Here is a 26982-nt window from a genome sequence, read left to right as displayed (position 1 = left end):
ACTTGGACGAGGCCAGTAAGTCCTACCCCCGAGGTGACCGACTCCTGGGGAGGACAGCGCCCGTTCGTAGCGACACCTGTAGCGATACGGGGTTTACGATATGGCTAGTAAGATAGGTTGCGAATTACGCGGTTTCAGCATCCGGCGATTCATCGGGATTGACTCCGCCGTTCAGGCGTTCGATCTGGACGATATCGCTATAATACCCGTACTCAGCCTCGTCCTCCGGGGGATCTCCATCCCCCCAGCAGCCCCGAATCGCCTGCTCCGTTGCAAACGGCTTCTTTTCACTCATGAAATCCTCGTGCTCCTCTAAATGCTATCCGGCCCATTCGGCCCTCGATCCCAGCTAGAGCAGATTCTGATCAGACACGATCATAACCTGCCGCGGCGAAGAAGTTCAGGCACTCTTGGGCGGTGAAGGCGGCCAGGGCGAGGGCGATCGCGTTGTCCAAAGCCTCGATCGATCTGGCTGCGGCCTTTCGAAGGGCAGCTTTGAGCTTTGCGAATGCCATTTCGATCGGATTGAGGTCGGGCGAATAAGGCGGCAGATAGCGGAGCTGGGCGCCCGCCGCGTCGATTGCGATGCCGACCGCGGCCCGCTTGTGTGCTGCGAGATTGTCCATCACCACGATGTCGCCAGGCCTGAGTGTCGGCACGAGGACTTGCGTCACGTAGGCCTCGAACGCCGGACCATCCATGGGGCCGTCAAGGACCATCGGTGCGGTCATCCCGGTCGCTCTGAGAGCGCCGACGAAGGTCGTCGTCTTCCAATGCCCATGCGGCAGCGCTGCAACACAGCGCTGGCCGTACGGCGAACGGCCATAGCGACGGGCCATCTTGGTCGAGGCTCCCGTCTCGTCGATGAACACCAACCGATGGATGCCGATCTCAGGCTGAGATGCCTTCCACGCCGCGCGTTCAGCGGCCACGTCCGGCCGATCCTGCTCGCTGGCGTGCGACGTTTTTTTTGAACGTGATGTTGCGACGATCGAAGAATCGCCAGACCACGCTCGGGACGAAACGCTCGCCGTGGACTTTGAGGAGATGGTCTGCGATCTCGGCCAGCGTCATGTCAGGCGTAGCCTTGACCAGGGAGAGGATCTCCGCAGCGTGCCCCTCGATCCGAGCTGAACGCCGGTCTCCGCCCTGCGCTCCCGCCTCACAGGCGCCGGTGCTTCGCCACTCGCTAACCAGTTCAATCGCTGTCGATGGCGCTACGCCGAACCGGCCGGCGGCGCCCCGACAGCTCATGCCTTCATCCTCCACAGCCCGAATAATGCGAAGGCGAAGGTCCGGCGAGAGCGGTTTAGCCATGGGGGCTGGCCTCCATCACCAGCCCTCAGGGTGAATCACAATTTGCTTCCGAAGGGAATCCCTTCCGATTCCGTCAGGTTGGAAAATGCTCTAGATGCAACGCAGAGAGGCAAAAAATTAACATATTTTTTCTGCCCCTTATTCCCACCTTGCGGGAGAAGGGTGGCGCCTGGTTCGCGGCCCTACTTCCCTTCAAGCGTATTCACCGGGGTCCAGTCGGCCGGCGGCGGATGGGCCGCTAGGGTCGCCGCGCGCTTGGCAAAATACCGGCATGGCGGATCATCGCCAGCGGCGCTTTCGAACAGCTTGGCCGCTTTGGCGAAATCACGCGCACGCCAGCACGCAAGCGCCTTCGCATAAGTCGCCGTGCGTACGCCTTGCTCCTGCGTCTCCTTGCTCTTCTCGGCGAGCGGCTCGTACACCCTGATCGGCTCGTCGCGTCCCTGCACCCGGACCAGGTCCAGCTCACGCCAAGTATAGGCGCTGCGGCTCTGGTTCACGGTAGCCTCGGACGCCATGATCACGGTGCCATAATATTTGTTGGCGCCTTCGAGCCGCGAAGCCAGGTTCACCGTGTCGCTCATGACGGTGTAGTTGAAGCGCCGGCGAGAGCCGATGTTGCCGACTACGGCTTCGCCGCTGTTCAGCCCCATGCGGTGAGCAAGGCCGCGTCCCCGGAACGCGGGATGGCTGGCGTTGAGCTCCTGGAGGCGATCGCGACATCGCAGCGCGGCCGCGACAGCGTGCCGGGCATGGTCGGGATCGTCGGCCGGCGCGCCAAATATCGCGACGATGGAATCGCCGATATATTTGTCGACATAGCCGCCATGGCTTTCGATGATGTCGGTCATCGCCGACAGATAGTCGTTCATCAATGCGACCAGCTCGCCCGGCGTCATCTTCTCGGCAATCGAAGAGAAGCCTGCCAGGTCCGAGAAAAACATGGTGACGTCACGCATTTCGCCGCCGAGCGCAGGCATCTTGCCGGACGTAACCATGCTGTCGATCACCTCGGGCGCAAGGTAGAAGGCAAAGCTCTTGCGCAGGAAGCGCTCCTCACGGTCGGCGATCACGAAGCGGTAGCCGATCATCATCGCGATGGCGGTCAGGCCTGCGAGCACCGGCTCGGTCAGGGGGAGCGCAAATGCGTGGACGAAGGCGCCGACGGCGACGGCCGTGTAGGCGGCGGACAGCGCCAGCCAGGCGATCAGGGCGCGGCCCGGCGCCAGCATGCAGGCGGCGCAAGCCAGGATCGCTGCGAAGATGATCGCCAGGAGCGAGCGCTGCGCGAAGCCGAGCTCGGTGACGGCATCATGCTCGATCAGGTTTCGCACGACCGTGGCATGGACGAAGACGCCGGCGATCCCGCTGCGGGCCATTTGCTCGGCATTCGCAGGCGCTGGCAAGGCACATCGCGATCCCCGTGTTCCGTCATAATCGCGGGCCAGGCGCATCGAGGTGAGCTTGCGGTCATCGAAGGTGAGGATGCTGCCCAGCAGCACGACCTTGCCGTCGAAGGCGCGGCGGAAGAAGTCCATGTCTCCCTTCTCGACGCAGGCGCGCAAATCGGCGAAGGAATAGGCCGGAATGTCGCGGCCCATGCCGCGAAAGTTGAGCGTCATCGTATTGGGAATTGCGCTCGGAATCGCGTAGCCCGACAAATTCGTCGCGCCACTTGCCCCGGTCTCCGGCTTTGCACCCAGCGCGCGCGAGGCGAGTTCGACGGCCATGGCAGGCACTTGCTGGCCGGCGATGGAAAAGCTCAGCGGCATCCGACGGATCACGTCATCGGGGTCGGTGTAGACATTGAGGGCGCGAACATTGTTCTTCACCGCAAGCCGCTGGGCCGGGAAGGGCGACTCGGGATGGTCGTTGCTGAGGACCTCCCCGAGCACCAGCTTGCCGCTGTCGGACAGCTTGCGCAGCGCGATCAGATAGTCGCGGTCAAATCCTTTCAGGCGCGCACCGACCGGAGCGTCGCCAAAGGGAATGTCCGATTGCTCGATCGAATTCTTGAAGATCACATCGTAGCCGATGACTTTGGCGCCGCCCTCGGTGATGCTGCCGAGCACCCGGCCGACCTCACGCGTCCAGGTCTGCGTCGGGGATCCCTTGAAAGGCGGGGTGTCGTAGGTCTCCCCGTCAATGGCCACGACGACGACCGGCGATGCCGCGGGATCGCGGCTGTCGCCGACCAGCGTCCAGCGCAACGCCGTGAGAATGTCGAGTGAGAGCCCCTTCAGCGCCTGGAGCGGTGGCGAGGTGAACGCCGCGCCCGTGACGAGCGCGATCACGATCGCTGCAACGATGTCCCGCCTGCCGATCCGCCGCATCGTTGCTGTCGCTATCGGTCTATTCGAGCCTCAGCAGACGCCCGATGATCGGCGTCGGTGACGCGGTGGCGCTGGCATCGACCTGGAAAGTGTAGCGCTTGTTGCCGAGTTTCGCGAGATAGCTGCCGCCCGGCGTCAGCGACTTTCCGGCCTTCGAGAGGTCGAAGAATTTTCCGGCGACCATGATGTTGCCCTTGAGCGGCAGGCTGATCTCGGGCTCCTTGCCGTCGGTGCGTTCGATCACCAGCGTGCTGCCGCTCTTGGCCTGGATCATCGGCGCGGTGCCGTAGATGGTCGGCAGCTTCGCCGGCGCGCGATTGGCGTCCGCTCGCATGGTGCGAAACGTGGTCGCCGCGCTCTGGTTCGCCTCGCGCTCGGAGAGCTGCACGGCGTTGGCATCGCACGGCACCTTGACGCGTTGGACATTGCCGAGTTGCACCGTGCTCTGCTCGGCGCCGACCAGCACTACGCCTTCGGTGATGGTCTCGCGCAGGCAGGATTTCAGATAGCTGAGCGTGACGCCGGCCTTGGGGCCGAGCTTGATGATCTTGCCCGGCGCCACGTAGTCCATGAATTCGATGCCGTCGACCTTGCCCTGGACGTCCTCGACGATCGCGGCCGGCGTCTCGGCGACAGCAGGGGCGGCGAGGCAAAATGCGCCGAAGAGCGCGCCGATCAGGGTTCTCATGACTGTCTCTTCCAGTTCGAACGGTGTGTGCTGACCCACGTCCCGGCGCGACCCTAGCAGGGGATGGCCCCGAGCCAAGTGTGATCAGAATCACACTTGGTTGGTGCAGCCTAGCAGGAACGGGTTCAAGCCTGTGATGACAGAAAACGGCGCCGCCGCAAACCGTGACCTGTGGACGGGATATCAGACCGCCGTAGCGGCGTCGGCCGCGCGGTCCTGCGCCGGATGGCTCCCGGTCACTCCTAATACAAAGGGTGAGAGGGCGGTCTCGGATTTCTGCAACGGCAGCGTCGTCTGCCCGGTGGCAATCCCAACCACTCCATCCCAGCGCGACAGGAAAGCCTCGACACAGGCCGGGTCGAACTGCCGCCCCGAGTTCTGGACCAGATAGTCGCGCGCGACGTCCAGCGGCATTGGCTCTTTATAGGGGCGCCGCGTGGTCAGGGCGTCAAAAACGTCGGCGACCGCAACCACGCGCGCCGGGACCGGGATCTCATCTTCCTTCAGGCCGTTTGGATAGCCGGCGCCGTCCCAGCGCTCGTGATGGCCTGCGGCAATTTGTGCGCCGAGCTGGATCAACTCGCAGCTGGAGTCGGCCAGGATCTTCTCGCCGATCGTGGCATGGGTGCGGATGACCGCCATCTCCTCGTCGGTCAGCCTGCCGGGCTTGAGCAGGATGTTGTCGGGAATCGCGACCTTGCCGACGTCGTGCAGGGGAGCCGCGAGATAGATGTCCCGGCAGAGCCGGGCCGGGAGGCCCAGCTGCTCGGCGATGATGCGGCTGTAGCGGGCGACCCGCAGCGCGTGCTCGCCGGTATCGTTGTCGCGATACTCGACTGCGAGCGCGAGCCGCAGGATGATCTCTTCCTCGCGCTCGCCGAGCTTGCGCGTTGCGGCCGCGACTTCGCTCGCCAGATGTGCAGCGCGATCGTTGAGCTTGCGTACGGCTGCACCAAGCTGAATCAAATTCCGCAGACGCACGGTCATCTCGACGCTTTGCGGTGCCTTCGGCAGGAAATCGGTTGCACCCGCCTGCAGCGCTTCCATCTTGACGTCGTCGGTCTGCCGCGACGTAATCATCGCGATCGGGATGTCGGCGCAGCCCGGCAGCGTGCGAAGCGCGCGGATGAAGCTGATGCCGTCCATGTGCGGCATCTCGTAGTCGACCAGCACGAGATCGAATGCGCGTTCGCGCGCGCAAGCCAGCGCTTCGACGGGATCGAGGAAGGTTGTGGCCTCGACGAGGCCTTCCGCTTCGATATGACGTTTCAGAAAATTGAGGACAGAGCGGCTGTCATCAACCAGAAGCGCTTGGGTCAGCATCGGCGGCCGGACTCGTTCGCATGGCGAAGCACGGCCTCAACGAATAGCCCCCGCGATTTAACGTGAAGCAAACATACGAGCTGCCTCGCCCCTGCGCGCAACGCATGAAATTTGTGCGGTGATGCACGCTTGCATGCATACGCGAGATTCTCCGGATTGTGACCCGTAGTTGTACGGGTCACTCTGTTAGGGGTTTGCATACTCTCCGACGCAGATATTCACCATGCGGGATTCGCGCCATGCGTGCAGTGAATCCTGAGGAAATTGGGGGACGAATGTCGTCTGATGCGACCGAGTCGAAGTGGTCCCTGCGGCTGCCCGCCGATTGCAGCATTGCTGCCATCCGCAGCGTTTATGACTTGATCCGCGAAGCGTTCGGTCGGCAGGACCGGCTCGAGATCGACTGCTCCAGCGTCGACAAGGCTGACGTGACCTCGATCCAGCTTCTGCTGTCGGCCGCCAAGACCGGCGATGCTCAAGGCCGCCCGGTGGTCCTGACTTCCTTTTCCCAATCTCTGCGCAACACCCTTCGCCGCGCCGGCTTCGCCAGTGAAGCGATGATCGATCAGCACTTCCCGCAAAAGAAAGATGGCGTCTAATGGCCACGATTCTCACGGTCGACGACTCTCCCAGCATCCGGCAGATGATCAAGGTCGTGCTCGAGCCGGCGGGTCACAACGTGATCGAGGCCGGTGACGGCGCGCAAGGCCTCGCCAAGGCACAGGCCGGCAAGCTCGACCTCGTCATCACCGACCTCAACATGCCCGTCATGAACGGGCTGGAGCTGATCAAGGCGCTACGCAAGCTGCCGAGCGCGGTGGGCATGCCCATCGTGTTCCTGACCACCGAATCCAATGACACGGTGAAGCAGGAGGCCAAGAGCGCCGGCGCGACGGGATGGATCACCAAGCCGTTCAAGCCTGAGCAGCTGCTCGCCGTCGTCGCAAAACTGGTGCGCGCATGAGCGCGGTGGACCCGACCGAGGTCTTCCGCCAGGAAGCCAGCGAGCTGTTCGAGGTCCTGGAAGGGGCCCTGCTCGACCTTGGCCAGCGTCCCGACGACCGCGAGCTGGTCGATTCCGCCTTCCGCGCCCTGCACACGATCAAGGGGTCGGGTGCGATGTTCGGCTTCGACAAGGTCGCTTCCTTCACCCACGAATTCGAGACCGCATTCGATCGCGTCCGCAAGGGCGAGATTAAGCCGACCCAGGAGCTGATCTCGGTCGCGCTCGCCGCGAAGGATTATATCCGCGCGCTGATCGAGGATCCGCAGTCGACCGACGACATCATCGGCGAAGCCATCCTCGACGATCTCAAGCGCTTCGTGTCGTCGGATCAGCCTGCCGCTGCGGTCGCCGAGATCGTTGAAGCGCCGCCGCTCGCGCCCGTCGAGAGCAAGCAGGCCGGCTGGCATCTCTATCTGGAATTCGAATCCCACATCCTGCGTAACGGATCGAATCCGCTCGATCTCTTGGAAGATCTCTGCAAGCTCGGTCCCTGCTTTGTGGTTCCCGTGACCGACGGCATTCCTTTCCTCGACGAGATGGAGCCGGAAGACTGCTATCTCAAATGGGACGTCAAGCTGCACGCGGCTTGCGACAAGGCTGCGATCGACGACGTCTTCATGTTCGTCTCTGACGAGATGAAGCTGACGCTCTTGCCGCTGGAGCACGTCGAAGCGCCCGCGCCAGCGCCGCTGTTCCAGCTGCTCGACGACGAGCCCGCTCCGGCCGTCGAGATGCCCGCACCGGTGGTTGAGGCTGTCGCCGCGCAGGTCGCCGTTGAGCCTGCCGCAAAGGCGGGGCCGAAACCGGTGGCAAAGCCTGAAGCGAAACTCGAATCCAAGCCGGAACCGAAGGCTGAAGCCAAGCGCGACGATCGCGGCATCGCCACGGTCCGCGTCCAGGCCGAGCGCCTCGACGAACTGATGGATCGCGTCGGCGAGCTCGTCATCGCCCAGGCGCGGCTGACCCAGCTCGCGGCCTCCGGTTCCGATCTCTCGATCAAGATGATCGCCGAGGAGATCGAGCGTCTTGCCTCGTCGCTGCGCGATACCACGATGGGCGCGCGCATGGTGCCGATCGGCTCGCTGTTCGGCCGCTTCCGCCGCCTCATCCACGATCTTTCGCGCGATCTGTCGAAGCCGGTCGAGTTCGTCACGACGGGCGAGGACACCGAGCTCGACAAGACCATGATCGAGTGCCTGGCCGATCCGCTGGTGCACCTGATCCGCAACGCCATCGACCACGGTATCGAGGACACTGCGACGCGCGCTGCCAACGGCAAGACCGAGCAGGGCCGCATCGAGCTCGCGGCCGTGCATTCCGGTGCACAGGTCCTTGTCACGGTGAAGGACAACGGCGGCGGCCTCAACACCGCGCGCATCCGCGCCAAGGCCGAAGAGCAGGGCCTGATCGCCGCCGGCGCCGTGCTCTCCGATCACGAGATCCACCAGTTCCTGTTCCATCCGGGCTTCTCGACCGCGCAGACCATCTCGGCGCTGTCAGGTCGCGGCGTCGGCATGGACGTCGTCAAGCGCACCATCGAGAACATGCGCGGCTCGATCGACCTGTCGACGCGGCCGGGCCAGGGCACCACGGTGACGCTCCGCCTGCCGCTGACGCTCGCGATCATCGAAGGCCTTTTGATCCGTGTCGGCGAAGGTCGCTACATCATTCCGCTGTCGGCGGTGGAGGAATGCATCGAGCTGACAACCGAGGACGAGCGCTCGCGCGGTCGCAACTTCCTCAATGTGCGCGGCAATCTGGTGCCCTTCCTGCGCCTGCGCGAGATCATGTCGTCGACTGGTACGCCCGATCGACACCAGAAGACGATCATCATCTCGACCGGTGAGACTCATGTCGGCCTCGTCGCCGACCAGATCATCGGCAACCACCAGACCGTCATCAAGTCGCTCTCCAAGCTGCATTCTGACGTCACCATCTTCTCCGGTGCGACCATCCTGGGTGACGGCACGGCGGCGCTGATCCTCGATGTCGCGCAGCTCGTCACGCTGGCGCAGTCGAAGGTCGAGAAGCAGCATATCAGCGAGGCGGCGTGATGACCGACGGACAGGCAGCCGAACACCAGTCAGGCGCGATGCAGGTCGTCATGATCGGCCTCGGCGAGGAGAAATTCGCGCTCGACGCCGGCCTTGTGCGCGAGATCATCGACCCCGTGCCCGTGACCAAGGTGGCCGGCGCGCGGGCTTTCGTTCCCAGCGTGATCAACGTGCGCGGCAACGTCATTCCGCTTGCGGATTTGCGCATCCGTTTTGGCATGCCCCAGCTCGACGATTCCGCTGATACGCGCATCGTCGTCATCGAGCTCGATCTCGACGGTGAGCCTGTTCTCGTCGGCGTCACCGCCGACAAGGTCTACGAAGTCACGGAGATCTCGCAGACCGACGTGCAGCAGACGCCGCGCGTCGGCATGCACTGGAAGCCTGAGTTCATTCGCTTCATTGCGAAATGGCGTGAAGAGTTCGTCATCGTTCCGAACATGGAACGCATTCTGAATTGAAAGGGTCTCGGGGCGAGACCGGGTTTAAGGGGCTGATATGAGATTTACGGTCAAGGCAAAGCTTGCCAGCGCGTTCGGCCTGGTTATCGTCCTGTCAATGGTTGCCGGCAGCGTGGCCTACAAGAAGCTCGGCGACATGATGGCGACCGCCGACAGTATGGTCCTGCGCGCCAAGCGAATGGAGAAGGCGACCGAAGTCGAGAAGAATATTCTCATTCAGCTTCGCGCGGAAAAGAACGCCATTATCGGCGACGAGAAAGAGGTCGAGATGGCCGCTGCCGACGCGGCAAAGCGTCGCGAGGTCGCCTTGAAGACCAAGGACGAAGTCTACGCGCTGGCGAGCGAGGCCGGCAAGAAGCTGCTCGACGCCTTTGCCGTGACTTACGCCAAGATGAATGCCTATCAGGAAGAGACGATCCGGATCGCTAAGACCGACAAGGCCCAGGCCGCCGAGCGCTCCACCAATGAGGGCCGCAAGATCGTGAACGAAGCGCTCGAGTCGATGGGCGCCTATGTCGAGAACACCAAGAAGCAGATGGCCGAACAGGCCGTCGATTCGAAGGAGGAGGGATATCGGGCGCAGTTGATGCTGATGACTCTTCTGGGCGTCTCGCTGTTGGTAGCGATCGGTGCCGCCTTGTGGATTTCGATCTCGATCAGCCGGTCGCTTGGCCGCGCGGTCGGCCTTGCCGGCGCCGTGGCTCAGGGGGATCTCAACCAGACGATTCCGTCGGCGAGCAACGACGAGATCGGCGATCTTGTCAGATCGCTGAACGCCATGGTCGGAAAGCTCCGGCAGATCGTCCAGGAGGCGCTCACCGCCGCCCAGAACGTCTCCGCCGGCAGCCAGGAGCTTTCCGCAAGCGCCGAGCAGCTCTCGCAGGGCGCGACCGAGCAGGCCTCGTCTGCCGAGGAGGCGTCCTCCTCGATGGAGGAGATGGCTTCGAATGTGAAGCAGAACGCCGACAACGCCAACCAGACCGAGAAGATCGCTGCGCAGTCGGCCAAGGACGCCGAGGCCAGCGGCGTTGCCGTCGGCCGAGCCGTCGAAGCGATGCAGACCATCGCCGAGAAGATCACCATCGTGCAGGAGATTGCGCGCCAGACCGATCTGCTCGCCCTCAACGCCGCGGTCGAGGCCGCGCGCGCCGGCGAGCATGGCAAGGGCTTTGCGGTGGTCGCCTCCGAAGTGCGCAAGCTTGCCGAGCGTAGCCAGGCCGCCGCGGCCGATATCGGCACGTTGTCAAGTGAGACCGTGAAGGTCGCGCAGGAAGCCGGCTCCATGCTGTCGAAGCTCGTGCCCGACATCAAGAAGACCGCCGAGCTGGTGCAGGAAATCACCGCCGCCTGCCGCGAGCAGGACGTCGGCTCCTCCCAGATCAACCAGGCGATCCAGCAGCTCGACAAGGTCGGCCAGCAGAACGCCAGCGCTTCCGAGCAGGTCTCATCCACCTCGGAAGAGCTGGCCTCGCAGGCCGAGCAGCTGCAATCGACCATCTCGTTCTTCCGCATCGAGCAGGCCGGACGTGGCGAGAGCGCCGCGGCCGCGCCGATCGACCGTGCCGTCACCCAGCTCCGCAGCAAGGCAGGGCAGATGCGGGCGGCCGAACGCGGTGCCAAGAAGCCTGTGCCCGCTCGCAAGCCGGCGCGCGCGATGAAGGTCGCCGGTGGTGGCGGTTTCGCTTTCGACATGAACGACGGCGAAGACGATCGCGACGCCGAGTTCCAGCGCTGACAACAACAACCATCTGACCCGGACTTAAGCATGGCCGCAACCTCGCAATATCTGACGCTCGGGCTCGCCGGCGAGACGTTCGGCATCAGCATCCGCAACGTGCGGGAAATCCTGGACATGCGGCCGATCTCGCGTCTGCCGCATGCGCCGAACTTCCTGCTCGGCATGATCGACGTGCGCGGCGCTGGTTATCCGATCGTCGATCTCCGGACCAAGCTCGGGCTGCCGGCCGTGGCGGCCACCGAGGCGACCCGCATCATCATCCTCGACGTGCCGATGAAAGACCGCCTCGTCGGCGTCGGCTTCGTGGCCGACTGCGTGTTCGAGGTCACCGATATCGACGAGCAGGCGATCGAGCCGATCCCCGAGGTGGGGGGCAAATGGCAGTCGGATTACGCCGCCGGCATCGGCCGCAAGGGCGAGAAATTCGTCGTGATCTTCGATCTGGCCAGGTTGATGGCCGCAGACGAGATTCCGGAAGGAAGAGCCACGCAGTTGGATGCATCCTGTGCGGCCTGAATTCGTAATTTGTAGCGCGGGATCGGGCGTAAGCAATTCAATTCAACAATTCGAAGACCGGGGCTAATCATGAGATTTACCGTCAAAGCGAAGCTTGCGAGCGCATTCGGCGTCGTCATTCTGTTGTCGATGATTGCCGGCGGCGTCGCCTATCTGAAGCTCAACGACACCGTTGGGACCACCGAACACCTGTCGGCACGGGCAGCGCGCCTCGCCAAGGTGGCGGAGTTGCAGGAAAATGCGCTGCTTCAGGTGCGCGCCGAGAAGAATGCGATCCTCGCGCCGACCGAAGCGGATCAGGACAAGTTCGTCAGTCTCATCGCCGAGGCGCGCGAGCGCGTGGCGGCGATCAAGAACGAAGCCTATGTCGGTGCGAGCGAAGAGGGCAAGAAGCTGCTCGACAAGTTCGGAGCCGCCTATGTCAGCGCCAATGCGGTGCAGGACCAGACGTTGAAACTGGCCAAGCAGGATAAGGTCAAGGCGGCCGAGAATTCGATGACCGAAGGGCTCAAGGCCATGACGCCCGCGCTCAATGCCGCGAAGGAGTATATCGACTACGTCAAGAAGATGATGGCGGCGGAGAGCGAGCAGGCCAGGGTCGAAGGCAGTCGTGCCGAGATCATGCTGATCAGCCTGATCCTCGCCTCGCTCGTGATCGGCGCGATAGCCGCGACCTGGATCGCGATCGGCATCAGCCGTGCCCTTGCCAGCGCAGTCGGACTGGCTGACGCGGTTGCCATCGGCGATCTCAGCAAGAAGATCGACGTCTCCAGCAACGACGAAATCGGCGATCTCATCGCTTCGCTGAACGCGATGACCAAGAACCTGAACGCGACCGCGGCCGTCGCCAACGAGATCGCGCAGGGCAATCTCACCGTCGAGGCGAAACCTCTGTCGGACAAAGACACCCTCGGCCTCGCGCTCGAACGTATGGTCCAAAAGCTCCGCCAGATCGTGTCGGAAGCTCTCACCGCGGCGCAGAATGTCTCCGCCGGAAGCCAGGAGCTTTCGGCCAGCGCCGAGCAGCTGTCACAAGGCGCAACCGAGCAGGCCTCGTCGGCCGAGGAAGCATCTTCCTCGATGGAGGAGATGGCATCGAACGTGAAGCAGAACGCCGACAACGCCAACCAGACCGAGAAGATTGCAGCGCAGTCGGCCAAGGACGCCGAAGCCAGCGGTGCTGCGGTCGGCCGCGCGGTCAATGCGATGCAGACCATCGCCGAAAAGATCACCATTGTGCAGGAGATCGCGCGCCAGACCGACCTGCTCGCGCTGAACGCCGCGGTCGAAGCCGCGCGCGCCGGCGAGCACGGCAAGGGCTTTGCGGTGGTCGCGTCCGAAGTCCGAAAGCTCGCCGAGCGCAGCCAGGCGGCCGCCGCCGAGATCGGCACGCTGTCGGCCGACACCGTCAAGGTCGCGCAGGAAGCAGGTTCCATGCTGTCCAAGCTCGTTCCTGACATCAAGAAGACGGCGGAGCTGGTCGAGGAAATCACCGCCGCGTGCCGTGAGCAGGACGTCGGCTCGGCGCAAATCAACCAGGCGATCCAGCAGCTCGACAAGGTCGGCCAGCAGAATGCCAGCGCCTCCGAGCAGGTGTCGTCCACCTCGGAAGAGCTGGCTTCGCAGGCCGAGCAGCTGCAGTCGACAATCGCCTATTTCCGCATCGAGCATGGCAGCAAGAGCCAGGCGCTGGCGCCGATCGATCGGGCCGTCACCCAGCTCCGCGCCAAGGCTGCGACCATGGCAGCGGTCGAGCATCCCGCCCGGAAGCCGCAGGCAAGGCCTGCGCGCGCGGTGAAGGCCGCGGGCGGCGGCGGTTTTGCCTTCGACATGCACGACGGTGAGGATGATCGGGACGCTGATTTTCAGCGCTAAGGATTTTGGGGGCGGGTCCACCCTGGAGGTGGGCCTGCCTTCTTTCGTTGTAAACGCGTAGGATTCCAGATGGCCCTGATGGCCCGATATCAATTGCATGCGGGCCTTCGAGGCCGGGGCGGGCGGCCGTGATGCCCGCCTTGCAGGATACGGCTGTGCATCTGTCGGATCGCCATTTCCGCACCATCGCCGAGTTGATCGAGGGCCAGGTCGGCATCAAGCTGCCGCAGGGCAAGCGACTGATGCTGGAGGGGCGCCTGCACAAGCGTGTGCGCGCCCTGAACTTCACCGACCTCAACGAATATGTCGAGAACCTGTTTGAAGCCGATCACTTCGACACCGAGCTCACCCATCTGATCGATGTGGTGACCACCAACAAGACCGACTTCTTTCGCGAGCCGCAGCATTTCACCTTCATGCGGGAGATCGCCATCCCTGCGCTGCTCAAGTCGCACGGCCGCAAGAATGCGAATCTGAAAGTCTGGAGCTCGGCGAGCTCGACCGGCATGGAAGCCTATACGGTCGCCATGGTGCTGGACGACATGACGCGAACCGGATCGCGGTTTCAGTATCGCATCCTGGGAACCGACATCTCGACCGCCGTGCTGCGCCTCGCCAAGACTGCGATCTACACCCGCGACGTGCTGGCGCCGGTGCCCGAACCGTTCGTGAAGCGGTATTTCCTGTCCTCACGCGACAAGTCGCGCGGCGAAGTGCGGGTGGCGCCGGAACTACGACGCATGACGCATTTCATGCGGATGAACCTGATGGATCAGTCCTATCCCGTCGACCGCGACGTCGACATGATTTTCTGCCGCAATGTGCTGATCTATTTCGACAAGCCGACGCAGCGGAAGGTCGTCGAGCAGCTTTGCAGTCATTTGCGGCCCGGCGGGTATTTGCTGGTCGGACATTCCGAGTCGATGGTCCACAGTGCTGTTCCGGGCCTGAAGCAGGTTCAGCCGACCATTTTCCAGGTTTGATCGGGAGCACTTTGCAACATGCCGAGGGAGAAAGTTCGCGTACTGATCGTGGATGATTCGGCGTCGGTGCGCCAAATCCTTCAGACGATCCTCAACGACGACCCCGATATCGAGGTGATGGCGACGGCGTCCGATCCGTTCGTGGCGGCAAAGCGCCTCCAGGACGAAATCCCCGATGTCATGATCCTCGATCTCGAGATGCCGCGCATGGACGGCATGACGTTCCTGCGCAAGATCATGGCGCAGCGTCCGATCCCCGTGATCATCTGCTCCTCGCTGACCGAGGAAGGCTCGCACGTGATCTTCGAGGCGTTCGAGGCCGGCGCCGTCGATATCGTGCCTAAGCCGAAGATCGACACGCGTCAGGCGTTGCTCGAGTGTTCGACGCGCTTGCGGGAGTCGGTGAAGTCGGCGGCGCGTGCGCGCGTGCGGCCGCGCACGGAGCGGCGGGTGATCGAGAAGAAGCTCACGGCTGACGCCATCATCCCTCCGCCGGTGCAGGGCAAGGTTCGGCCGACGACCGAACGCATCGTCTGCATCGGTGCCTCGACGGGCGGAACCGAAGCGCTCAACGACGTGCTTGAGATGTTGCCGGCGAACTGTCCTCCGATTCTTGTCGTCCAGCACATGCCGGCGGGCTTCACTGCCGCGTTCGCCAAGCGCCTCGACAGCATCTGCCAGATCCGCGTCAAGGAGGCGGAGGATCGCGAGCCGGTCTTGCCTGGCTGCGCCTATATTGCTCCGGGCGCCCGCCACATGCTGCTCCAGCGCATCGGCCTGCGCTACCAGGTCGCGATCAAGGACGGGCCGCCGGTGTCGCGGCATCGCCCCTCGGTCGACGTGTTGTTTCGCTCGGCGGCCCAGCATGCCGGCGCCAACGCGCTCGGCGTCATCATGACCGGCATGGGTGACGACGGCGCGCGCGGCATGCTGGAGATGCGCAAGCTCGGCGCCTCGACACGGGCGCAGGATGAAGAAAGCTGCGTGGTGTTCGGCATGCCCAAGGAAGCCATCGCTCACGGCGGTGTCGAGAAAGTGGTCTCACTGAACCATATCCCGCGCGAGATCATGCAGTGGTATCAGGCCGGACACCCAGCGGTGGCGGGTTGATCGCGATGACTGCCATTGCGGCCAGCAATTTGACGGATGCGATTGCCGCGGTCGAAGGCGTCTCGTCGCGTATCGAGGACGTCTTTGCGCGCGTCGGTCACGACCTCGGTCGCGGCCACATCATTTTCAAGGAGCTGAATCAGGGGCTCGCGTCTCTCTCCGGAGAGCTATCCGGCGCCGAGATCGAAGGCGCCGCGACCGCGTTGCGGGAGATCGCGGCGCGATTGAGCGAGCTGTCGCGGGCGCTGCCCGCCGAGAGCGCGCTGCTCGCGATGATCGGCAAGAGCACGACGGAGGCGTCCGCCCTGCTGAAGCCGCTGTTCAAGCATATCCAGATGATCACCATCATCGCACGCAGCGCACGGATCGAGGCGGCATCGCTCGATGGCGATCGCGAGGGCTTTCTGGCCTTCACGCAGGAGGCTTACGATCTGGGCAAGGCCGTGCAGGGTTCGATCGAGGGCTGCGCGCGGGACCAGCAGCGCTTGTCGGAGGCCGTCATCACCGCATCCGGCCGGCAGAAGGAGTTCGAGAAAAGCTACGGTGACCAGCTGGTGGCGGAGAGCGCCGAGCTCGGCGCAGCCTATTCCGGCCTGCGCGACCAGCGCAGCAAGAGTAGCCATCTCGCCGATCTCGCCAGCGGCAGCACGCGGAAGATCGCCGAAGCCGTCGGCAGCGCGATCATATCCTTGCAGGCCGGCGACAGCACGCGGCAGCGCCTCGAACACGTCTGTCACGGCTTGCGCTTGTCGTCCGGCTCAGAGCCGAGCCTTGTTCCCGGGCCTGTCGCCAGCGAAGACGGCGCCCATGCGATCCGCGGGCTGCAGGCGGCTCAGCTCAGGGACGCGCAACGCGAGTTCGGCGGCGATATCAGTCAGATCGTCCGGGCGCTGTCCGCGATCCTGAATGATGCCAGTGGCGTCGTCGGTCACGGCCGCTCGCTGTTCGGCGGCGAGAACGGCTCCTCGTCGTCGTTCCTCGCCCGCATCAAGCAGACGCTGGCCCATGCCTCGACCCTGATTGCGACCTGCGAGAGTGCGGGCCGTTCGGTCGACGAGGCACTGGCGGTCGTCGAGGAGACGCTGGCGAAATTCCGTCAGGCCATCGCAGGTCTCGCCGAAGCCACGGTCGATATCACGCTGATCGGCATGAACGCGGGCCTCAAGGCAAGCCATCTCGGCAGCCGCGGCAGCGCCTTCGTGGTCATTGCCAACGAGCTCAAGGCGACCGCTGACCAGGTCTCGGCAGGCGCCGGACGCTTGCGGCCGGTCCTTGACGGCATCGAGCAGTCGGCGAACGAGCTGAAGGAGCTCCGCGTCCAGGGCGATCCCACCCAGCTCGCCAAGCTCGAGCCGCAGATCCTCCAGGCGCTGCGCGAGGTCGAAGTCGGCAACGAACGGCTCGGCAAGCTGATAACCCGCCTCGTCGACGAAGGCGCCGAGTTCGAAGGCCTGATGAATTCGGCGCAAGGCCTGATGGGCTCGCTCGGCGAGTCCTCTGCAACGCTGCCCGCTGTTGCCGCGCGCCTCGAGACGGCGAGCGCGGGCATGCATCGGCCCGAGCCGCAGGACGAGGCGCTGCTCGACGATCTCTTCGCGCGCTACACGATGGAGCGCGAGCGCGACGTTCATCGGGACTTCTTGCAAGCCCTTGGGCTGTCGTCGAGCGCGGCCACCCGCGGGGTCGACGCAGTCGAGCCTGCGGATGACGGCATAGAACTGTTTTGAGCTTGCTGTCGTTGCGGCGCAGCCCTGCGCCGGCAATTTTAGGAACTGGCTTTGCAGGGCGTTAACCGTGGCGGAACGCGTGCCATATCGGTCATTGTCGCGCCCCAGAGTTACCAGCAAATACGTCTGGATTTTACGACGGATGTTTTCATGCTGAGAGATGGCAAATACGCTGCCTGGTTCAGGACCCCGCGTGGCCAGGGCACGGGCCTAGTCGATTTGACCGAGGGACGAATCTCCGGCAGCGACAGCTTCTTCACCTATGGCGGCTGCTACCAGGTCGATCAGCAACGCTTCACGGCTGTCCTGACCGTGAAGCGCCATACCGAGGGCCCTCCGAGCGTGTTTGGTACGGACGAAGTCGAGGCCAATCTCTGGGGCGATTGCAGCGGCGCGGTAGCGACATGCTGGGGCACGGCAAGGGAGGCGCCTGACGTCAGGTTCGAGTGCACCCTGATCTACAGCCAGCAAGACGTCGTGGCCACCGACGCCAATTGCGCTGTTGTGAAACTCAATGCCGACACGTTGCCAAAGGGGCTGATGAGCAGGTCGCGACCGCGCCGTCCGATCGCACCAGGGGCATTCGGATCAGTACGCGATTAGGCAGCCTATCTCCGCGGATGCGCCTTCTGGTGCCAGGCCCAGGCGGTGCTGATCACGGTTGTCAGGTCGGAATGGCGCGGCACGAAGTCCAGCACCTTTCGCGCAGCCGAGGGATCGGCGACGAGATACGTCGGATCGCCCGCCCGGCGCGGCTTGACGGTGTGAGGCACCTCGCGTCCGGTCTCTTGCCTGATGGCGTTCAGGATCTCGCGCACCGAGAAGCCTGAGCCGGTGCCGAGGTTGAAGCTGCCGCCGGCATGTCCTGCTTCCAGCAGCTTCAGCGCTGCGACGTGAGCTGCAGCGAGGTCTGTGACGTGGATGTAGTCGCGGATTGCGGTGCCGTCGGGTGTGTCGTAATCGTCGCCGAACACGGAAAACTCGACATGGCCCTGCAACGCCATCATGGCGCGCGGAATCAGATGGGTCTCGTTGTCGCGCAATTCGCCGATGCCGCCGGCCGGATCTGCGCCGCTGGCATTGAAATAGCGTAGGCAGAATGCTCCGAAACCGTAAGCCTGGCGATAGTCGGCCAGCATGCGTTCGATCATCCATTTCGAGGCGCCGTAGGGATTGATCGGTGCACAGGGGAAATCCTCGGACAGCGTCTTGGAATCGGCATTGCCATAGACCGCGCCGGTCGAGGAGAAGACGATGCGGTGGCAGCCGGCGTTTCGCATCGCCTGCAGCAGCGACAGCGTGCCCTGGACGTTGTTGATGTAGTATTTCTGCGGGTCGCTCATGGACTCGCCGACGAGGCTCGCTGCCGCAAAATGCATCACGGCCGTCACCTTTTGGTCGGCAAAGGCGCGCGCCAGCGTCGCGCCGTCGAGCAGGTCGCCCGTCACCAGATCTCCGCCGACGAAGCTGCGATGTCCGGTTGTGAGATTGTCATAGACGACGGGCCGATAGCCGGCTGCAGTGAGGGCGCGGCAAGCATGCGAGCCAATATAGCCAGCGCCTCCCGTGACGAGGATAGTCGGTCGGTCAGTCATGTCGTTTACCCAACGCAAATGCAACGGCCCATTCAGGCTGAGGCCGCCGGCAGCAAGTCCACGCAAAGCACAAGTCGCGCCATCGTTATAACCTGTTTGACGATCCTGAAAAGCTGCAAGCCTTGGGCGTTCGCCGTCGCTCCTTTTGGGCACGCGTGCAAATCATGGTTGATTCAGCTTCAATAGACCATCGTGCAGCGAAAATGTCGCCAGATTGCACGCCGGCAGCAACCATAATTTTAGAGCTCGGGTTTAGGGTGAGGTCCATAACAAGGGACGGACAGGGACATGCCTCAAATCTGGATGACATACGACGAACTCGCGACTTTTTGTGAGTGCAGCAGCAGCGAAGCGAGGTTGCGCGCCATCCACCTGTCGCTTGACCGTCGCAGGAGCCGCGATGGGGCAACCCGCGTCAAACTGGATCTGGCGCTGACAGCCAAGTTTTTTGCCTCCGTCCGCGAGTTGGATTTTGACCTCGATAGCGCCATCGAGGCACTCCAGGCCGCCCACCGGCAGATGGCGGAACTGCTGGCGCCGAATGAGGTCAACGGCAGGCGCGGGGTGGCTTTATCGCCTCGTACTGTCCTGAAGAGGTGCTGAGATTCCCGCGATAGTTGTCTCGTATTAGCATTTCGCGTCCGGAATTTTCCGGCTACGGTCGGGTGTTTCAACCGAGTTGGGCGGGAGAGCCCGCAGGAGGGGTGTCATGAGGAAAGCCATTGGGCCTGCGTGAGAGTCTTGGGCGCGGCGCCCCTTGGGGCCGCTGATTATCACAGCTGGCAGCCGCAAGCGCATAGATAGTGAAGCTTCAGGTCGATCCGAAGGGCAGTAACGAGGTGCCTCCGAACACTTCGGCCGGGTCGGGCAAGGCAGAGGCAAGCTGCGATACCGAGACGAAGACGTTGACCTATTCGGTGACCTATAGCCTGTCAGATCCAGCACTGGGCGCTCATTTCTACGGCCACTTCGATGCCGGAAAGAACGGAGGCATCGTGCTTCCGTTCAAGACGGCGTAAAGCCCCATCCAGGGAACCGCGAACGCTAACCGAACTCAGGCAACGGATCTGTTGGCCGGAAAGTGGCACGCGAACAGTCACACGGCCGCGAAGCCCGGTGGTGAGTTGCGCGCTCAGATGATGAAATAGGAGGCGATATCCTGGCGCGTTGACGGCTTCGCCCCGCCAGATTTTCTCGACGTCAGGACGGCGGACGGGGAAGGAAAGCCAGGACCGTCTGGGCAAAGATAACCCCTACGATGCCTCCTGCTGTCTTTTGCAGAACGTCTAGCAGACCGGGATCGCGATCTAGTGTCAGTGCCTGAAGTAGCTCCAGCCCCATCGCGACGGCAACGACAAGTGCGCCCGCCGTGATGAAGCGGCCAGGCAACAAGAAAGAGAGAAGAAATCCCAGCAAGCCATAGGCACTGAAGCGCTCGATGACGACAGCCCAATATGCCTCGTGGTGCCCCATGAGCGCGGGCCGGCCCGCCAGCCGCGCCAAAGTGGCGTAAGCGATGAGGGCAAGGCAGATTGCTGAGGCTGCCATGAGGTGACTTCGGCGCATTGCGGCATCATAGCCGGTCGACCGGCGTCCGCTCCCAAAAGCAGAGAATATCGTTAAAGATTGTAGCTCGCCGATGCAGCGTTCGTGAATGGTGGATCGCGCCGGGACGTATCTGTGCAGACTGCTCGGGGGTCTGTCCGAATTCGAACCAACCGCGCCAGTCGAGCCCCCGGCGCACCTTTACCCTGAGCTTTCGCGGCATCACGCAGCGCCATAAATTCCCTGGACTCGGAAAAGGGTAGCGGCGCGGCGACGAGATATCCCTGTCCGGTCTCGACACCGGACGCGACCAGGGCGCGGATTTGTTCTTCCGTCTCGATTCCTCCGCGACCACCGTCATTCGAAAGTCCTTGGCGAGTGCGACCAGCATCTCGACGATCGTGTGGTCGATGCATCTACATTGATTGTGTCGACGAAGAGCCTGTCGATCGTGATGGTGTTGGCACCAGTCGCGACAGTCCGCTGTGGCCGAGCCCGACGTCGTCGATGACAGTGCGCAAGCCATATTTCGCGCAGCTCGGCGACGACGGCGGCCGCGCCCGAGATCTTTGAGTTCGGTCACCTCGACGATTTCTGTGTTGCAACTTTTTGACGGTACGCCGAAGCCTTTCGACGAAACCGGCGCTGGGCAGATGCTACGGAACGACATCGAGACAGAGCTCGAAAATCCTTATCTGCTTTCAACAGCGGCCCGAGGTCTGACAAGGCTGATTTCAGGATCTGCCAGGTTGCACGGGGTTCAGCGTCGATTGTAGGACCAGCCCTTGTCGATATTGGTCGGGTAGCGGGCCGCGAAAAGCGGATTCTTGAGGCAGTTGCGTGCGGGATCATAGATCCGGTCGGCGCACTCGCGGAAATTCAGGAATCTGCAATCGAAGCCAAACGAACACCAGGGAGCGCCGTTCGGGAACCCGAAACCCACAGGAATCTGCGCTGACGCCACGGAAGGCAGAGCCAGGAGCAAAGCTACGGCGAATGCGCGGCACAACATGGTGCAGTCCTCCAAATGACTACGGATCGGACGCCGAGGCCGCCGAACGATCCATCCTCGGCGAGAAACAACCGACGTTGGATCGGATAGTCTAACATCCGCGTGCGCAGAGATCGAGAGTGTCGAAGCGCACGGAATGCGTCGTTTTGCCGTGCCCCTCGTCAAGCGTTTGCAGGGGCAGGCGCCCACGAATTGTCGCGTAGTCTCGCTAGCTCTTCTTGGCGGCCTTGGATTTCAGTACCAGGCCGAGACGCAAGGCCATGCGCTTGATCGCATTGGGCGAGCGTCCGAGCTGCTTCGCTGCGTCCTCCAGCGACGTCGAAAACTTGGCCAACTCCATGAGCCGGCGGTCTTCCTTGAACGACCAGGGCTTGCGCGCCATATCCGAAACGATCCTCTCACATCGATACAACGACAAAGCCGCCAAGCGGACCCATGTCGCTCGACGGCTTTGCTTGGGTGGGGCCGGGCCTTGGGGCAAGCCCGGTGCGGACATGGATATGCGATCGGTGAGACTTCGCAACAAACAACGCGGGTTAAGCTAACTCCTCAACCTTACCGCGATGAAATAGGCGCGCAGGGCTCCGTATGATTCCGGAGTTTTCTTCAATTCTCGCCAGCCCGCCTATTCCGATCGTCTCTAGCGCCAACGGTTTCGCAGGCACGCTCTCCCGTGGCGGACGTCGTTGGCGGGTGTTGCCGACGTCCCTCTCGAAATCTCCGGCTCTTCGATCGATTTCCTGCCAGAGTTGTAAAAACCCTTGACCCGTTCAAATTTTGCTCGAGCGCTTCCTCGGAAAAATTTTCGTGATCTAATAGGCGTGATGGGTCGATTCAAAAAAAGTATTTAAGCCCGAGTTGGCTATCGCACTTGCATCGGCGGCAACGTCTCTCGCAGTGTTCGTCATGAGATCGTCGAATTCGTGCGGTTATGATTGCGCAAGCGATACGAAGAAGGAAGAAGATCGAGATGCTTCAAAAAATAGTGTCAGTCATGCCTCTTGCGAGATGAGAGAGCGGGCATTCGAAGGAGTATTCTTCGGCATTACGCACGTCGCAATGGCTGTGTGGGTCTATTTCGCCATTCTGTTGTCGGTGGAAGTTATTCTTCCAGCTCACGGGTTGATTTGAACGGTCAGGATGCAGGCGCGCTGCTGCCAAAATTCCCGTCTGTGACAACAAGATCAGCGCCAGCCATCACGATCTCGACACAACTCGAAGGTGACAATGTTCGCTCCCGAAATGAAGGCGGTGGACGCGCAGCAACAGAAAGATCTCCGGATGATATGGGTTTCAATTTCGATCTTCGCCGGCTTCTGCATTGGCTACGCGACGCACGCGTGGCAGGTGTGGAGGGAACGACGGCCGATTGATACTTCTTGGGGCTCTCAGCACGAGCCGGTTGCTAGAGGTCGCCGCGCGTTCTGAGCGGATTTCGGCCGAAAGCCGCGGCGCGAAAGTAACCATGTCGGGTAGGTTCAATTGCGCCGGACATTGTTCCCCGCGCATCGTCTGATTACATTGAGCTCGGTTGCGGGCGTGTCCTGCTGATCCGAGTTGCCCCTGGATCGCAAGCGAGGTGCAGCATGACGAGCGTCAGGAACAATAATGCGCCGCGGCGATATTTTGTCGATGCGATCGGCCGGCGCGTCCTGATCGGCCTAACGCTCGAGGAAACCTTTGAGTTCGAACGGCTCGACAGCGAGCCGGATGCCGGTCGAACCGAAGCGATATTAATCGAGCGCAGCTCTCAGCGTATTCCCAGCGAGCAACGCTGGTTGGAGCTGTACAGCAAGCATGAAAACGCATGGAAGGCCTGGATGGCAAGGAGCCGAATCGATTCGCCTTACGTTTAGTCTTCAAGGCCTCGTTTCTCCGGGCGATCTCTTCAGACAGCTTCGTCGGTGCCGCGCGGCGCGGGAAAGAGCTTCGTGAGTCGATCAAGCCCCATTTCGCGCATTCTTGCGTCCAGAATATGCCGGGCCATGACATGCCTGAATTTCCATTCCGGGCCGAAGAACTGGTCTGCGTGCCAGATCTGCGGCATCGGACGACCATCCAGGCCGCGAATCCAAACGAAGTAATATCCATCCATCCTCGCACGATTTCCTCTTGCAGATCGACGCGGTCAAGCTGCCGTCACCTTCATGCGGGACGGCAGCTGTCGCGATAAAAGGGGGCGATCCGCTAACCGAGGCCGATCCGCTTCTGCTGATAGCCGCGATCGAGAATTGCTTGCCACCATTGGCGGTTTTCGAAGAACCAGCGAACCGTCTTAGCCAAGCCGCTTTCGAAATTCTCGTCAGCACGCCAACCGAGCTCGCGCTCGAGTTTTGAAGCATCGATCGCGTAGCGGCGATCGTGACCGGGACGGTCGGCGACGAACGAAATGAGGCTACGTCGAGATCCGGCCGCGTGCGGCGACAATTCGTCGAGCATGTCGCAAATGGTTTCCACCACGTGCAAATTGGTGCGCTCGTTTCTGCCGCCGACATTGTAAGTCTCGCCGATCGCACCGCGCTCGAGCACGAGCGTGAGCGCCTTGGCATGATCCTCGACGTAGAGCCAGTCGCGGACGTTCTGGCCGTCGCCGTAAACCGGCAGCGGCTCTCCGGCGAGTCCTTTGATGATGATGTGGGGAATGAGCTTCTCGGGAAAGTGATAAGGGCCGTAATTGTTCGAGCAGTTCGTCACCATCGTCGGAAGATCGTAGGTCTCGCGCCAGGCGCGGACCAGATGGTCGGACGACGCTTTGCTCGCCGAGTACGGCGAATTGGGTGAATAGGACGTGGTCTCTGTGAAATAGCCGTCCTTGCCGAGCGACCCGAACACCTCGTCGGTCGAGATGTGAAGAAAGCGGAACTGCGCACGGCGGTCTGGGGACAGATCCCTCCAATATCGCAACGCTTCCTGCAGCAGCGTGAAGGTGCCGACAATATTGGTCTGGATGAATTCGCCGGGGCCGTCGATCGAGCGGTCGACGTGGCTCTCGGCGGCCAGGTTCATCACTGCGGTGGGCTGGTACTTCTCGAACAGCTTCCGAAGCGAGGTGGCTTCGCAAATGCATTGCTTCTCGAAAGCATAGCTGGAATTTGCTTCGGCGCCGGGAAGCGAATCCAGGTTCGCAGCATAAGTTAGCTTGTCGATGTTGACGACGCGCGCATGCGTGTCGTGGAGGAGATGACGGACGACGGCGGACCCAATGAAACCTGCACCGCCCGTGACGAAAATTGTGGAGCCTTCGAAACGCATGGATGATCTGCCTCAGTCGTGAGCGGCGAAGGAACGGGCTACTGATTGCAGATACTCGCCGTAGCTGCTTTTGGCGGTCTTCTCTGCGACCTTCTTGAAGGCTTCAAGAGAAATGTAACCGCGTCGCAACGCGATTTCTTCTGGGCACGCGATGCGCAGGCCCTGGCGCTGCTCCAGGATTTGAACGAAATGACTGGCTTCGACCAGCGAAGCATGCGTGCCGGTGTCGAGCCACGCAAAGCCACGACCAAGCACTTCGACGAACAAGTCGCCACGAGCGAGGTAGGCGTTATTCACATCGGTAATTTCGATCTCGCCGCGCGCCGAGGGTTTGATGCCTGCTGCGATGTCAACCACGCTGTTGTCGTAGAAATAGAGGCCGGTCACGGCCACATTCGATTTTGGCTGCCTGGGCTTCTCCTCGATCGAGCGCGCTAGTCCGTCACTGCCGAGCTCGACCACGCCATATTGTTCAGGCGAGTTCACGACGTAGCCGAAGACGGTCGCGCCGCTCTTGCGGCTGGCGGCCTTGGTGAGCATTTCAGGCAGTCCGTGGCCGTAGAAAATGTTGTCGCCAAGAACCAGCGCGACGGAATCCGAGCCGACGAATTCGCGGCCAACGATGAATGCATCGGCAAGACCGCGCGGTGTCTCCTGGGTGGCATACGAGAAATTGACGCCGATCCCAGATCCATCGCCGAGCAAGCGCTGGAACAGCGGCTTGTCCAGCGGTGTCGAGATGATGAGGATGTCGCGGATACCAGCGAGCATCAATGTCGATAGCGGATAGTAGATCATCGGTTTGTCAAAAACCGGAAGCAGTTGCTTCGATACCACCGTCGTGACGGGAAAAAGGCGCGAGCCAGTTCCGCCAGCGAGTATAATTCCCTTCATGTGTCCCTCTGGTTTACCAATTTGAAAATATCAGATAGTGTGCACCGCACAAGATCGTTCTGGGTGCGGAGTTGAAGTCGTTAGAATGAACGTTATCAAGACGGATCTGCCCGAGGTTATGATCATCGAACCGAAGCTATTCGGCGATCAACGCGGCTTTTTCTTGGAGAGCTACCAATTCGAACGTTATGCGCAGAATGGGATTGCGCGGTCGTTCGTTCAGGACAACCTGTCCCGTTCGCGTTATGGCGTTTTGCGCGGGCTACATCTACAAAATCCATTGACGCAGGGCAAACTGGTCACCGCGCTCCGCGGCCGCGTATTGGATGTCGCCGTCGATGTCCGCGTCGGTAGCCCAAATTTTGGGCGTCATGTTGCTGTCGAACTAAGTGAGGATAATCGGCGGCAGTTGTGGGTGCCTCGCGGCTTCGCGCATGGCTTTGCCGTTCTCTCCGAGACGGCCGATTTCTTCTATAAGTGCGACGCTCTCTATAGCCCGAAGGATGAGATCTCAGTGCGATGGGACGACCCGGCGATCGGCATCGACTGGGGCCTCGCACATCCCTCGCTTTCACCCAAAGACGCCGATGCGCCCTTGCTTGCGGACGTGAAGAATCTCCCACGTTACGGGGAGATCTGACATGAAGATCCTTTTGACGGGCACTGCGGGGCAGGTGGGCGGAGCGCTGCTTCCGCTGCTCCACGGACGGGCCGATATCGTTGCGCCCACGCGCGAAGAGTTCGACTTCTCGCGGCCCGGCGAGCTTGCCAGCAAGCTCGATATGATCAAGCCGGACTTAATCATCAACCCTGCCGCCTATACCGCCGTCGATCGCGCGGAAGACGAGCGTGAGCTCGCGTTTCGTATCAACGCGGAATCTCCCAGAGCGATCGCGCGATGGGCCGCGCCCCGCGGCGTGCCGCTGGTGCACTTTTCGACCGACTACGTCTTCGATGGTTTCGGCGATCGTCCTTGGCGTGAGGACAGCACGCCGGGGCCTCTTTCGGTGTACGGCCAGAGCAAGCTTGCCGGCGACCAAGCCATTGCCGAGGCGGGTGCCCTGTATGTGATCGCGCGAACGTCCTGGGTGTATGCTGCAACCGGTACGAATTTCCTCAAGACCATCGTGCGGCTTGCCGGAGAACGCGAGCAGTTGCGCATCGTCGCCGACCAGATCGGCGCGCCAACGACAGCGAATGCCATCTCACAATCTGTGGTTGCAATGCTGCCAACGAACGGCGACGATCTTCGCAAGACGTTCGAGCGGCGCGGCGGCGTCGTCAATCTGGTTTGCACCGGCGAGACCAGTTGGCACGGCTTTGCGACCGCGATCGTTTCGGGGCTGCAAGCGAGGGGCGCCAAATTCGCCGTGAAGGAAATTATTCCGATCCCTTCGGACCAATTTCCGGTCAAGGCGAAGCGGCCATTCAATTCCCGGCTTGATCTCACGCGGCTGCGGGAGCGGTTCGGCATTACGCCGCCGAGTTGGCAGCAGGCGCTCGATCGCGAGCTGGATGCCCTCAAGGCGACGATTTGAACCTCATCCGCTGGA

Annotated in this window: 28 protein-coding genes and 1 pseudogene; 16 read left to right on the top strand and 13 right to left on the bottom strand. The window is 62.1% G+C overall.

Annotated elements, in window-relative coordinates:
* Positions 1-124 precede the first annotated feature (124 nt).
* From XI06_RS22705 to XI06_RS22685, 5 genes are all read right to left on the bottom strand, one after another.
* Positions 125-295, bottom strand: a complete 171-nt coding sequence (locus tag XI06_RS22705) for a hypothetical protein (protein ID WP_237872821.1) — start codon at positions 293-295, stop codon at positions 125-127.
* Between the two features lie 70 nt (positions 296-365).
* A protein-coding gene (locus tag XI06_RS22700) for an IS630 family transposase (RefSeq protein ID WP_442869469.1) occupies positions 366-1317 on the bottom strand; the annotation gives its coding sequence in 2 pieces (ribosomal slippage) (positions 366-981 and positions 980-1317; 954 coding nt in all).
* A gap of 182 nt (positions 1318-1499) precedes the next feature.
* Positions 1500-3650 carry an adenylate/guanylate cyclase domain-containing protein gene (locus XI06_RS22695; RefSeq protein WP_237865396.1) on the bottom strand — a complete coding sequence of 717 codons (2151 nt, stop codon included), beginning with the start codon at positions 3648-3650 and terminating at the stop codon, positions 1500-1502.
* A gap of 19 nt (positions 3651-3669) precedes the next feature.
* The gene (locus XI06_RS22690; protein ID WP_237865397.1) at positions 3670-4338 is read right to left on the bottom strand and encodes a hypothetical protein; all 669 of its coding nucleotides are present in this window, start codon (positions 4336-4338) and stop codon (positions 3670-3672) included.
* A 183-nt stretch (positions 4339-4521) separates the two neighbouring features.
* A complete protein-coding gene (locus XI06_RS22685; RefSeq protein ID WP_237865398.1) occupies positions 4522-5661 on the bottom strand; it encodes an HD domain-containing phosphohydrolase in 1140 nt (379 codons plus the stop codon).
* A 275-nt stretch (positions 5662-5936) separates the two neighbouring features.
* Here XI06_RS22685 and XI06_RS22680 point away from each other — a divergent pair, with 275 nt between their 5' ends.
* The 11 genes from XI06_RS22680 (at position 5937) to XI06_RS22630 (ending at position 17734) form a co-directional block, all read left to right on the top strand.
* Complete coding sequence (locus tag XI06_RS22680) at positions 5937-6260, top strand: STAS domain-containing protein (RefSeq protein WP_237865513.1); 324 nt, start codon at positions 5937-5939, stop codon at positions 6258-6260.
* Positions 6260-6625: a response regulator gene (locus XI06_RS22675; RefSeq protein ID WP_128953545.1), complete on the top strand. Its 366-nt coding sequence runs from the start codon at positions 6260-6262 to the stop codon at positions 6623-6625. The genes XI06_RS22680 and XI06_RS22675 overlap by 1 nt, the downstream gene beginning before the upstream one ends.
* Positions 6622-8721 (top strand): chemotaxis protein CheA, encoded by a 2100-nt coding sequence (locus XI06_RS22670; protein ID WP_237865400.1) that lies wholly within the window; start codon positions 6622-6624, stop codon positions 8719-8721. Before XI06_RS22675 ends, XI06_RS22670 begins: the two co-directional genes overlap by 4 nt.
* Entirely contained in the window at positions 8721-9182 is a 462-nt protein-coding gene (locus XI06_RS22665; protein ID WP_237865402.1) for a chemotaxis protein CheW, read from the top strand. The genes XI06_RS22670 and XI06_RS22665 overlap by 1 nt, the downstream gene beginning before the upstream one ends.
* 37 nt (positions 9183-9219) lie before the next feature.
* Positions 9220-10917 (top strand): methyl-accepting chemotaxis protein, encoded by a 1698-nt coding sequence (locus tag XI06_RS22660; RefSeq protein WP_237872822.1) that lies wholly within the window; start codon positions 9220-9222, stop codon positions 10915-10917.
* Between the two features lie 30 nt (positions 10918-10947).
* On the top strand, positions 10948-11436 hold the full coding sequence (locus XI06_RS22655; protein WP_237865406.1) for a chemotaxis protein CheW: 489 nt from the start codon (positions 10948-10950) through the stop codon (positions 11434-11436).
* A gap of 69 nt (positions 11437-11505) precedes the next feature.
* The gene (locus XI06_RS22650; RefSeq protein ID WP_237865407.1) at positions 11506-13311 is read left to right on the top strand and encodes a methyl-accepting chemotaxis protein; all 1806 of its coding nucleotides are present in this window, start codon (positions 11506-11508) and stop codon (positions 13309-13311) included.
* 128 nt (positions 13312-13439) lie between these two features.
* A complete protein-coding gene (locus tag XI06_RS22645; protein ID WP_237865408.1) occupies positions 13440-14294 on the top strand; it encodes a CheR family methyltransferase in 855 nt (284 codons plus the stop codon).
* Positions 14295-14312: 18 nt separating this feature from the next.
* Entirely contained in the window at positions 14313-15404 is a 1092-nt protein-coding gene (locus XI06_RS22640; RefSeq protein WP_237865409.1) for a protein-glutamate methylesterase/protein-glutamine glutaminase, read from the top strand.
* Positions 15405-15409: 5 nt separating this feature from the next.
* Positions 15410-17131 carry a chemotaxis protein gene (locus XI06_RS22635; RefSeq protein WP_237872823.1) on the top strand — a complete coding sequence of 574 codons (1722 nt, stop codon included), beginning with the start codon at positions 15410-15412 and terminating at the stop codon, positions 17129-17131.
* Positions 17132-17281: 150 nt separating this feature from the next.
* Positions 17282-17734, top strand: coding sequence for a hypothetical protein (locus XI06_RS22630; RefSeq protein ID WP_237872824.1), 453 nt, complete (start codon positions 17282-17284; stop codon positions 17732-17734).
* A gap of 5 nt (positions 17735-17739) precedes the next feature.
* Here the strand turns inward: XI06_RS22630 and galE are convergent, their stop codons facing one another.
* Positions 17740-18726 (bottom strand): UDP-glucose 4-epimerase GalE, encoded by a 987-nt coding sequence (gene galE, locus XI06_RS22625; protein ID WP_237891640.1) that lies wholly within the window; start codon positions 18724-18726, stop codon positions 17740-17742.
* A 288-nt stretch (positions 18727-19014) separates the two neighbouring features.
* Between galE and XI06_RS22620 the strand changes: the two genes are divergently transcribed.
* Together XI06_RS22620 and XI06_RS22615 are read left to right on the top strand one after the other, a co-directional pair.
* Entirely contained in the window at positions 19015-19329 is a 315-nt protein-coding gene (locus XI06_RS22620) for a hypothetical protein (protein WP_237872826.1), read from the top strand.
* 200 nt (positions 19330-19529) lie between these two features.
* Positions 19530-19874, top strand: a pseudogene (locus XI06_RS22615) (CHRD domain-containing protein).
* A 52-nt stretch (positions 19875-19926) separates the two neighbouring features.
* Here XI06_RS22615 and XI06_RS22610 read toward each other — a convergent pair.
* From XI06_RS22610 to XI06_RS22595, 4 genes are all read right to left on the bottom strand, one after another.
* Entirely contained in the window at positions 19927-20292 is a 366-nt protein-coding gene (locus XI06_RS22610) for a VanZ family protein (RefSeq protein WP_333909359.1), read from the bottom strand.
* A gap of 7 nt (positions 20293-20299) precedes the next feature.
* A complete protein-coding gene (locus tag XI06_RS22605; RefSeq protein WP_237872829.1) occupies positions 20300-20941 on the bottom strand; it encodes a hypothetical protein in 642 nt (213 codons plus the stop codon).
* Positions 20942-21031: 90 nt separating this feature from the next.
* Positions 21032-21283, bottom strand: a complete 252-nt coding sequence (locus tag XI06_RS22600) for a hypothetical protein (RefSeq protein WP_237872830.1) — start codon at positions 21281-21283, stop codon at positions 21032-21034.
* Positions 21284-21491: 208 nt separating this feature from the next.
* Positions 21492-21665 (bottom strand): hypothetical protein, encoded by a 174-nt coding sequence (locus XI06_RS22595; RefSeq protein WP_237872831.1) that lies wholly within the window; start codon positions 21663-21665, stop codon positions 21492-21494.
* 1204 nt (positions 21666-22869) lie between these two features.
* Between XI06_RS22595 and XI06_RS22590 the strand changes: the two genes are divergently transcribed.
* Positions 22870-23139 carry a hypothetical protein gene (locus tag XI06_RS22590; protein WP_237872832.1) on the top strand — a complete coding sequence of 90 codons (270 nt, stop codon included), beginning with the start codon at positions 22870-22872 and terminating at the stop codon, positions 23137-23139.
* A gap of 32 nt (positions 23140-23171) precedes the next feature.
* On the opposite strand, the gene XI06_RS22585 is transcribed toward XI06_RS22590, so the two are convergent.
* The 3 genes from XI06_RS22585 to rfbA all read right to left on the bottom strand — a co-directional run bounded on the left by XI06_RS22585 (position 23172) and on the right by rfbA (position 25429).
* Positions 23172-23378 (bottom strand): hypothetical protein, encoded by a 207-nt coding sequence (locus XI06_RS22585; protein WP_237872833.1) that lies wholly within the window; start codon positions 23376-23378, stop codon positions 23172-23174.
* A gap of 92 nt (positions 23379-23470) precedes the next feature.
* Positions 23471-24535: a dTDP-glucose 4,6-dehydratase gene (rfbB, locus tag XI06_RS22580; protein WP_237872834.1), complete on the bottom strand. Its 1065-nt coding sequence runs from the start codon at positions 24533-24535 to the stop codon at positions 23471-23473.
* Between the two features lie 12 nt (positions 24536-24547).
* Positions 24548-25429, bottom strand: a complete 882-nt coding sequence (gene rfbA, locus XI06_RS22575; protein ID WP_237872836.1) for a glucose-1-phosphate thymidylyltransferase RfbA — start codon at positions 25427-25429, stop codon at positions 24548-24550.
* An 85-nt stretch (positions 25430-25514) separates the two neighbouring features.
* Between rfbA and rfbC the strand changes: the two genes are divergently transcribed.
* Both rfbC and rfbD read left to right on the top strand, forming a co-directional pair.
* Positions 25515-26069 carry a dTDP-4-dehydrorhamnose 3,5-epimerase gene (gene rfbC, locus XI06_RS22570; protein WP_237872837.1) on the top strand — a complete coding sequence of 185 codons (555 nt, stop codon included), beginning with the start codon at positions 25515-25517 and terminating at the stop codon, positions 26067-26069.
* Position 26070: 1 nt separating this feature from the next.
* Positions 26071-26967, top strand: a complete 897-nt coding sequence (rfbD, locus tag XI06_RS22565; protein ID WP_237872838.1) for a dTDP-4-dehydrorhamnose reductase — start codon at positions 26071-26073, stop codon at positions 26965-26967.
* Positions 26968-26982: the final 15 nt, after the last annotated feature.

It is taken from the genome of Bradyrhizobium sp. CCBAU 11434 (genome assembly GCF_028128895.1).
In the GTDB taxonomy this organism is placed as follows: domain Bacteria; phylum Pseudomonadota; class Alphaproteobacteria; order Rhizobiales; family Xanthobacteraceae; genus Bradyrhizobium; species Bradyrhizobium zhengyangense.
The sequence above is the reverse complement of the archived record's forward strand: the minus strand, read 5'-3'. Positions and strand labels throughout refer to the sequence as shown.

Coding starts and splice junctions, on each gene's coding strand:
- XI06_RS22705 (WP_237872821.1), bottom strand. CDS start 295: ATGAGTGAAAAGAAGCCGTTTGCAACGGAGCAGGCGATTCGGGGCTGC.
- XI06_RS22695 (WP_237865396.1), bottom strand. CDS start 3,650: ATGCGGCGGATCGGCAGGCGGGACATCGTTGCAGCGATCGTGATCGCG.
- XI06_RS22690 (WP_237865397.1), bottom strand. CDS start 4,338: ATGAGAACCCTGATCGGCGCGCTCTTCGGCGCATTTTGCCTCGCCGCC.
- XI06_RS22685 (WP_237865398.1), bottom strand. CDS start 5,661: ATGCTGACCCAAGCGCTTCTGGTTGATGACAGCCGCTCTGTCCTCAAT.
- XI06_RS22680 (WP_237865513.1), top strand. CDS start 5,937: ATGTCGTCTGATGCGACCGAGTCGAAGTGGTCCCTGCGGCTGCCCGCC.
- XI06_RS22675 (WP_128953545.1), top strand. CDS start 6,260: ATGGCCACGATTCTCACGGTCGACGACTCTCCCAGCATCCGGCAGATG.
- XI06_RS22670 (WP_237865400.1), top strand. CDS start 6,622: ATGAGCGCGGTGGACCCGACCGAGGTCTTCCGCCAGGAAGCCAGCGAG.
- XI06_RS22665 (WP_237865402.1), top strand. CDS start 8,721: ATGACCGACGGACAGGCAGCCGAACACCAGTCAGGCGCGATGCAGGTC.
- XI06_RS22660 (WP_237872822.1), top strand. CDS start 9,220: ATGAGATTTACGGTCAAGGCAAAGCTTGCCAGCGCGTTCGGCCTGGTT.
- XI06_RS22655 (WP_237865406.1), top strand. CDS start 10,948: ATGGCCGCAACCTCGCAATATCTGACGCTCGGGCTCGCCGGCGAGACG.
- XI06_RS22650 (WP_237865407.1), top strand. CDS start 11,506: ATGAGATTTACCGTCAAAGCGAAGCTTGCGAGCGCATTCGGCGTCGTC.
- XI06_RS22640 (WP_237865409.1), top strand. CDS start 14,313: ATGCCGAGGGAGAAAGTTCGCGTACTGATCGTGGATGATTCGGCGTCG.
- XI06_RS22635 (WP_237872823.1), top strand. CDS start 15,410: ATGACTGCCATTGCGGCCAGCAATTTGACGGATGCGATTGCCGCGGTC.
- XI06_RS22630 (WP_237872824.1), top strand. CDS start 17,282: ATGCTGAGAGATGGCAAATACGCTGCCTGGTTCAGGACCCCGCGTGGC.
- galE (WP_237891640.1), bottom strand. CDS start 18,726: ATGACTGACCGACCGACTATCCTCGTCACGGGAGGCGCTGGCTATATT.
- XI06_RS22620 (WP_237872826.1), top strand. CDS start 19,015: ATGCCTCAAATCTGGATGACATACGACGAACTCGCGACTTTTTGTGAG.
- XI06_RS22610 (WP_333909359.1), bottom strand. CDS start 20,292: ATGCGCCGAAGTCACCTCATGGCAGCCTCAGCAATCTGCCTTGCCCTC.
- XI06_RS22605 (WP_237872829.1), bottom strand. CDS start 20,941: ATGTCGTTCCGTAGCATCTGCCCAGCGCCGGTTTCGTCGAAAGGCTTC.
- XI06_RS22600 (WP_237872830.1), bottom strand. CDS start 21,283: ATGTTGTGCCGCGCATTCGCCGTAGCTTTGCTCCTGGCTCTGCCTTCC.
- XI06_RS22595 (WP_237872831.1), bottom strand. CDS start 21,665: ATGGCGCGCAAGCCCTGGTCGTTCAAGGAAGACCGCCGGCTCATGGAG.
- XI06_RS22590 (WP_237872832.1), top strand. CDS start 22,870: ATGACGAGCGTCAGGAACAATAATGCGCCGCGGCGATATTTTGTCGAT.
- XI06_RS22585 (WP_237872833.1), bottom strand. CDS start 23,378: ATGGATGGATATTACTTCGTTTGGATTCGCGGCCTGGATGGTCGTCCG.
- rfbB (WP_237872834.1), bottom strand. CDS start 24,535: ATGCGTTTCGAAGGCTCCACAATTTTCGTCACGGGCGGTGCAGGTTTC.
- rfbA (WP_237872836.1), bottom strand. CDS start 25,429: ATGAAGGGAATTATACTCGCTGGCGGAACTGGCTCGCGCCTTTTTCCC.
- rfbC (WP_237872837.1), top strand. CDS start 25,515: ATGAACGTTATCAAGACGGATCTGCCCGAGGTTATGATCATCGAACCG.
- rfbD (WP_237872838.1), top strand. CDS start 26,071: ATGAAGATCCTTTTGACGGGCACTGCGGGGCAGGTGGGCGGAGCGCTG.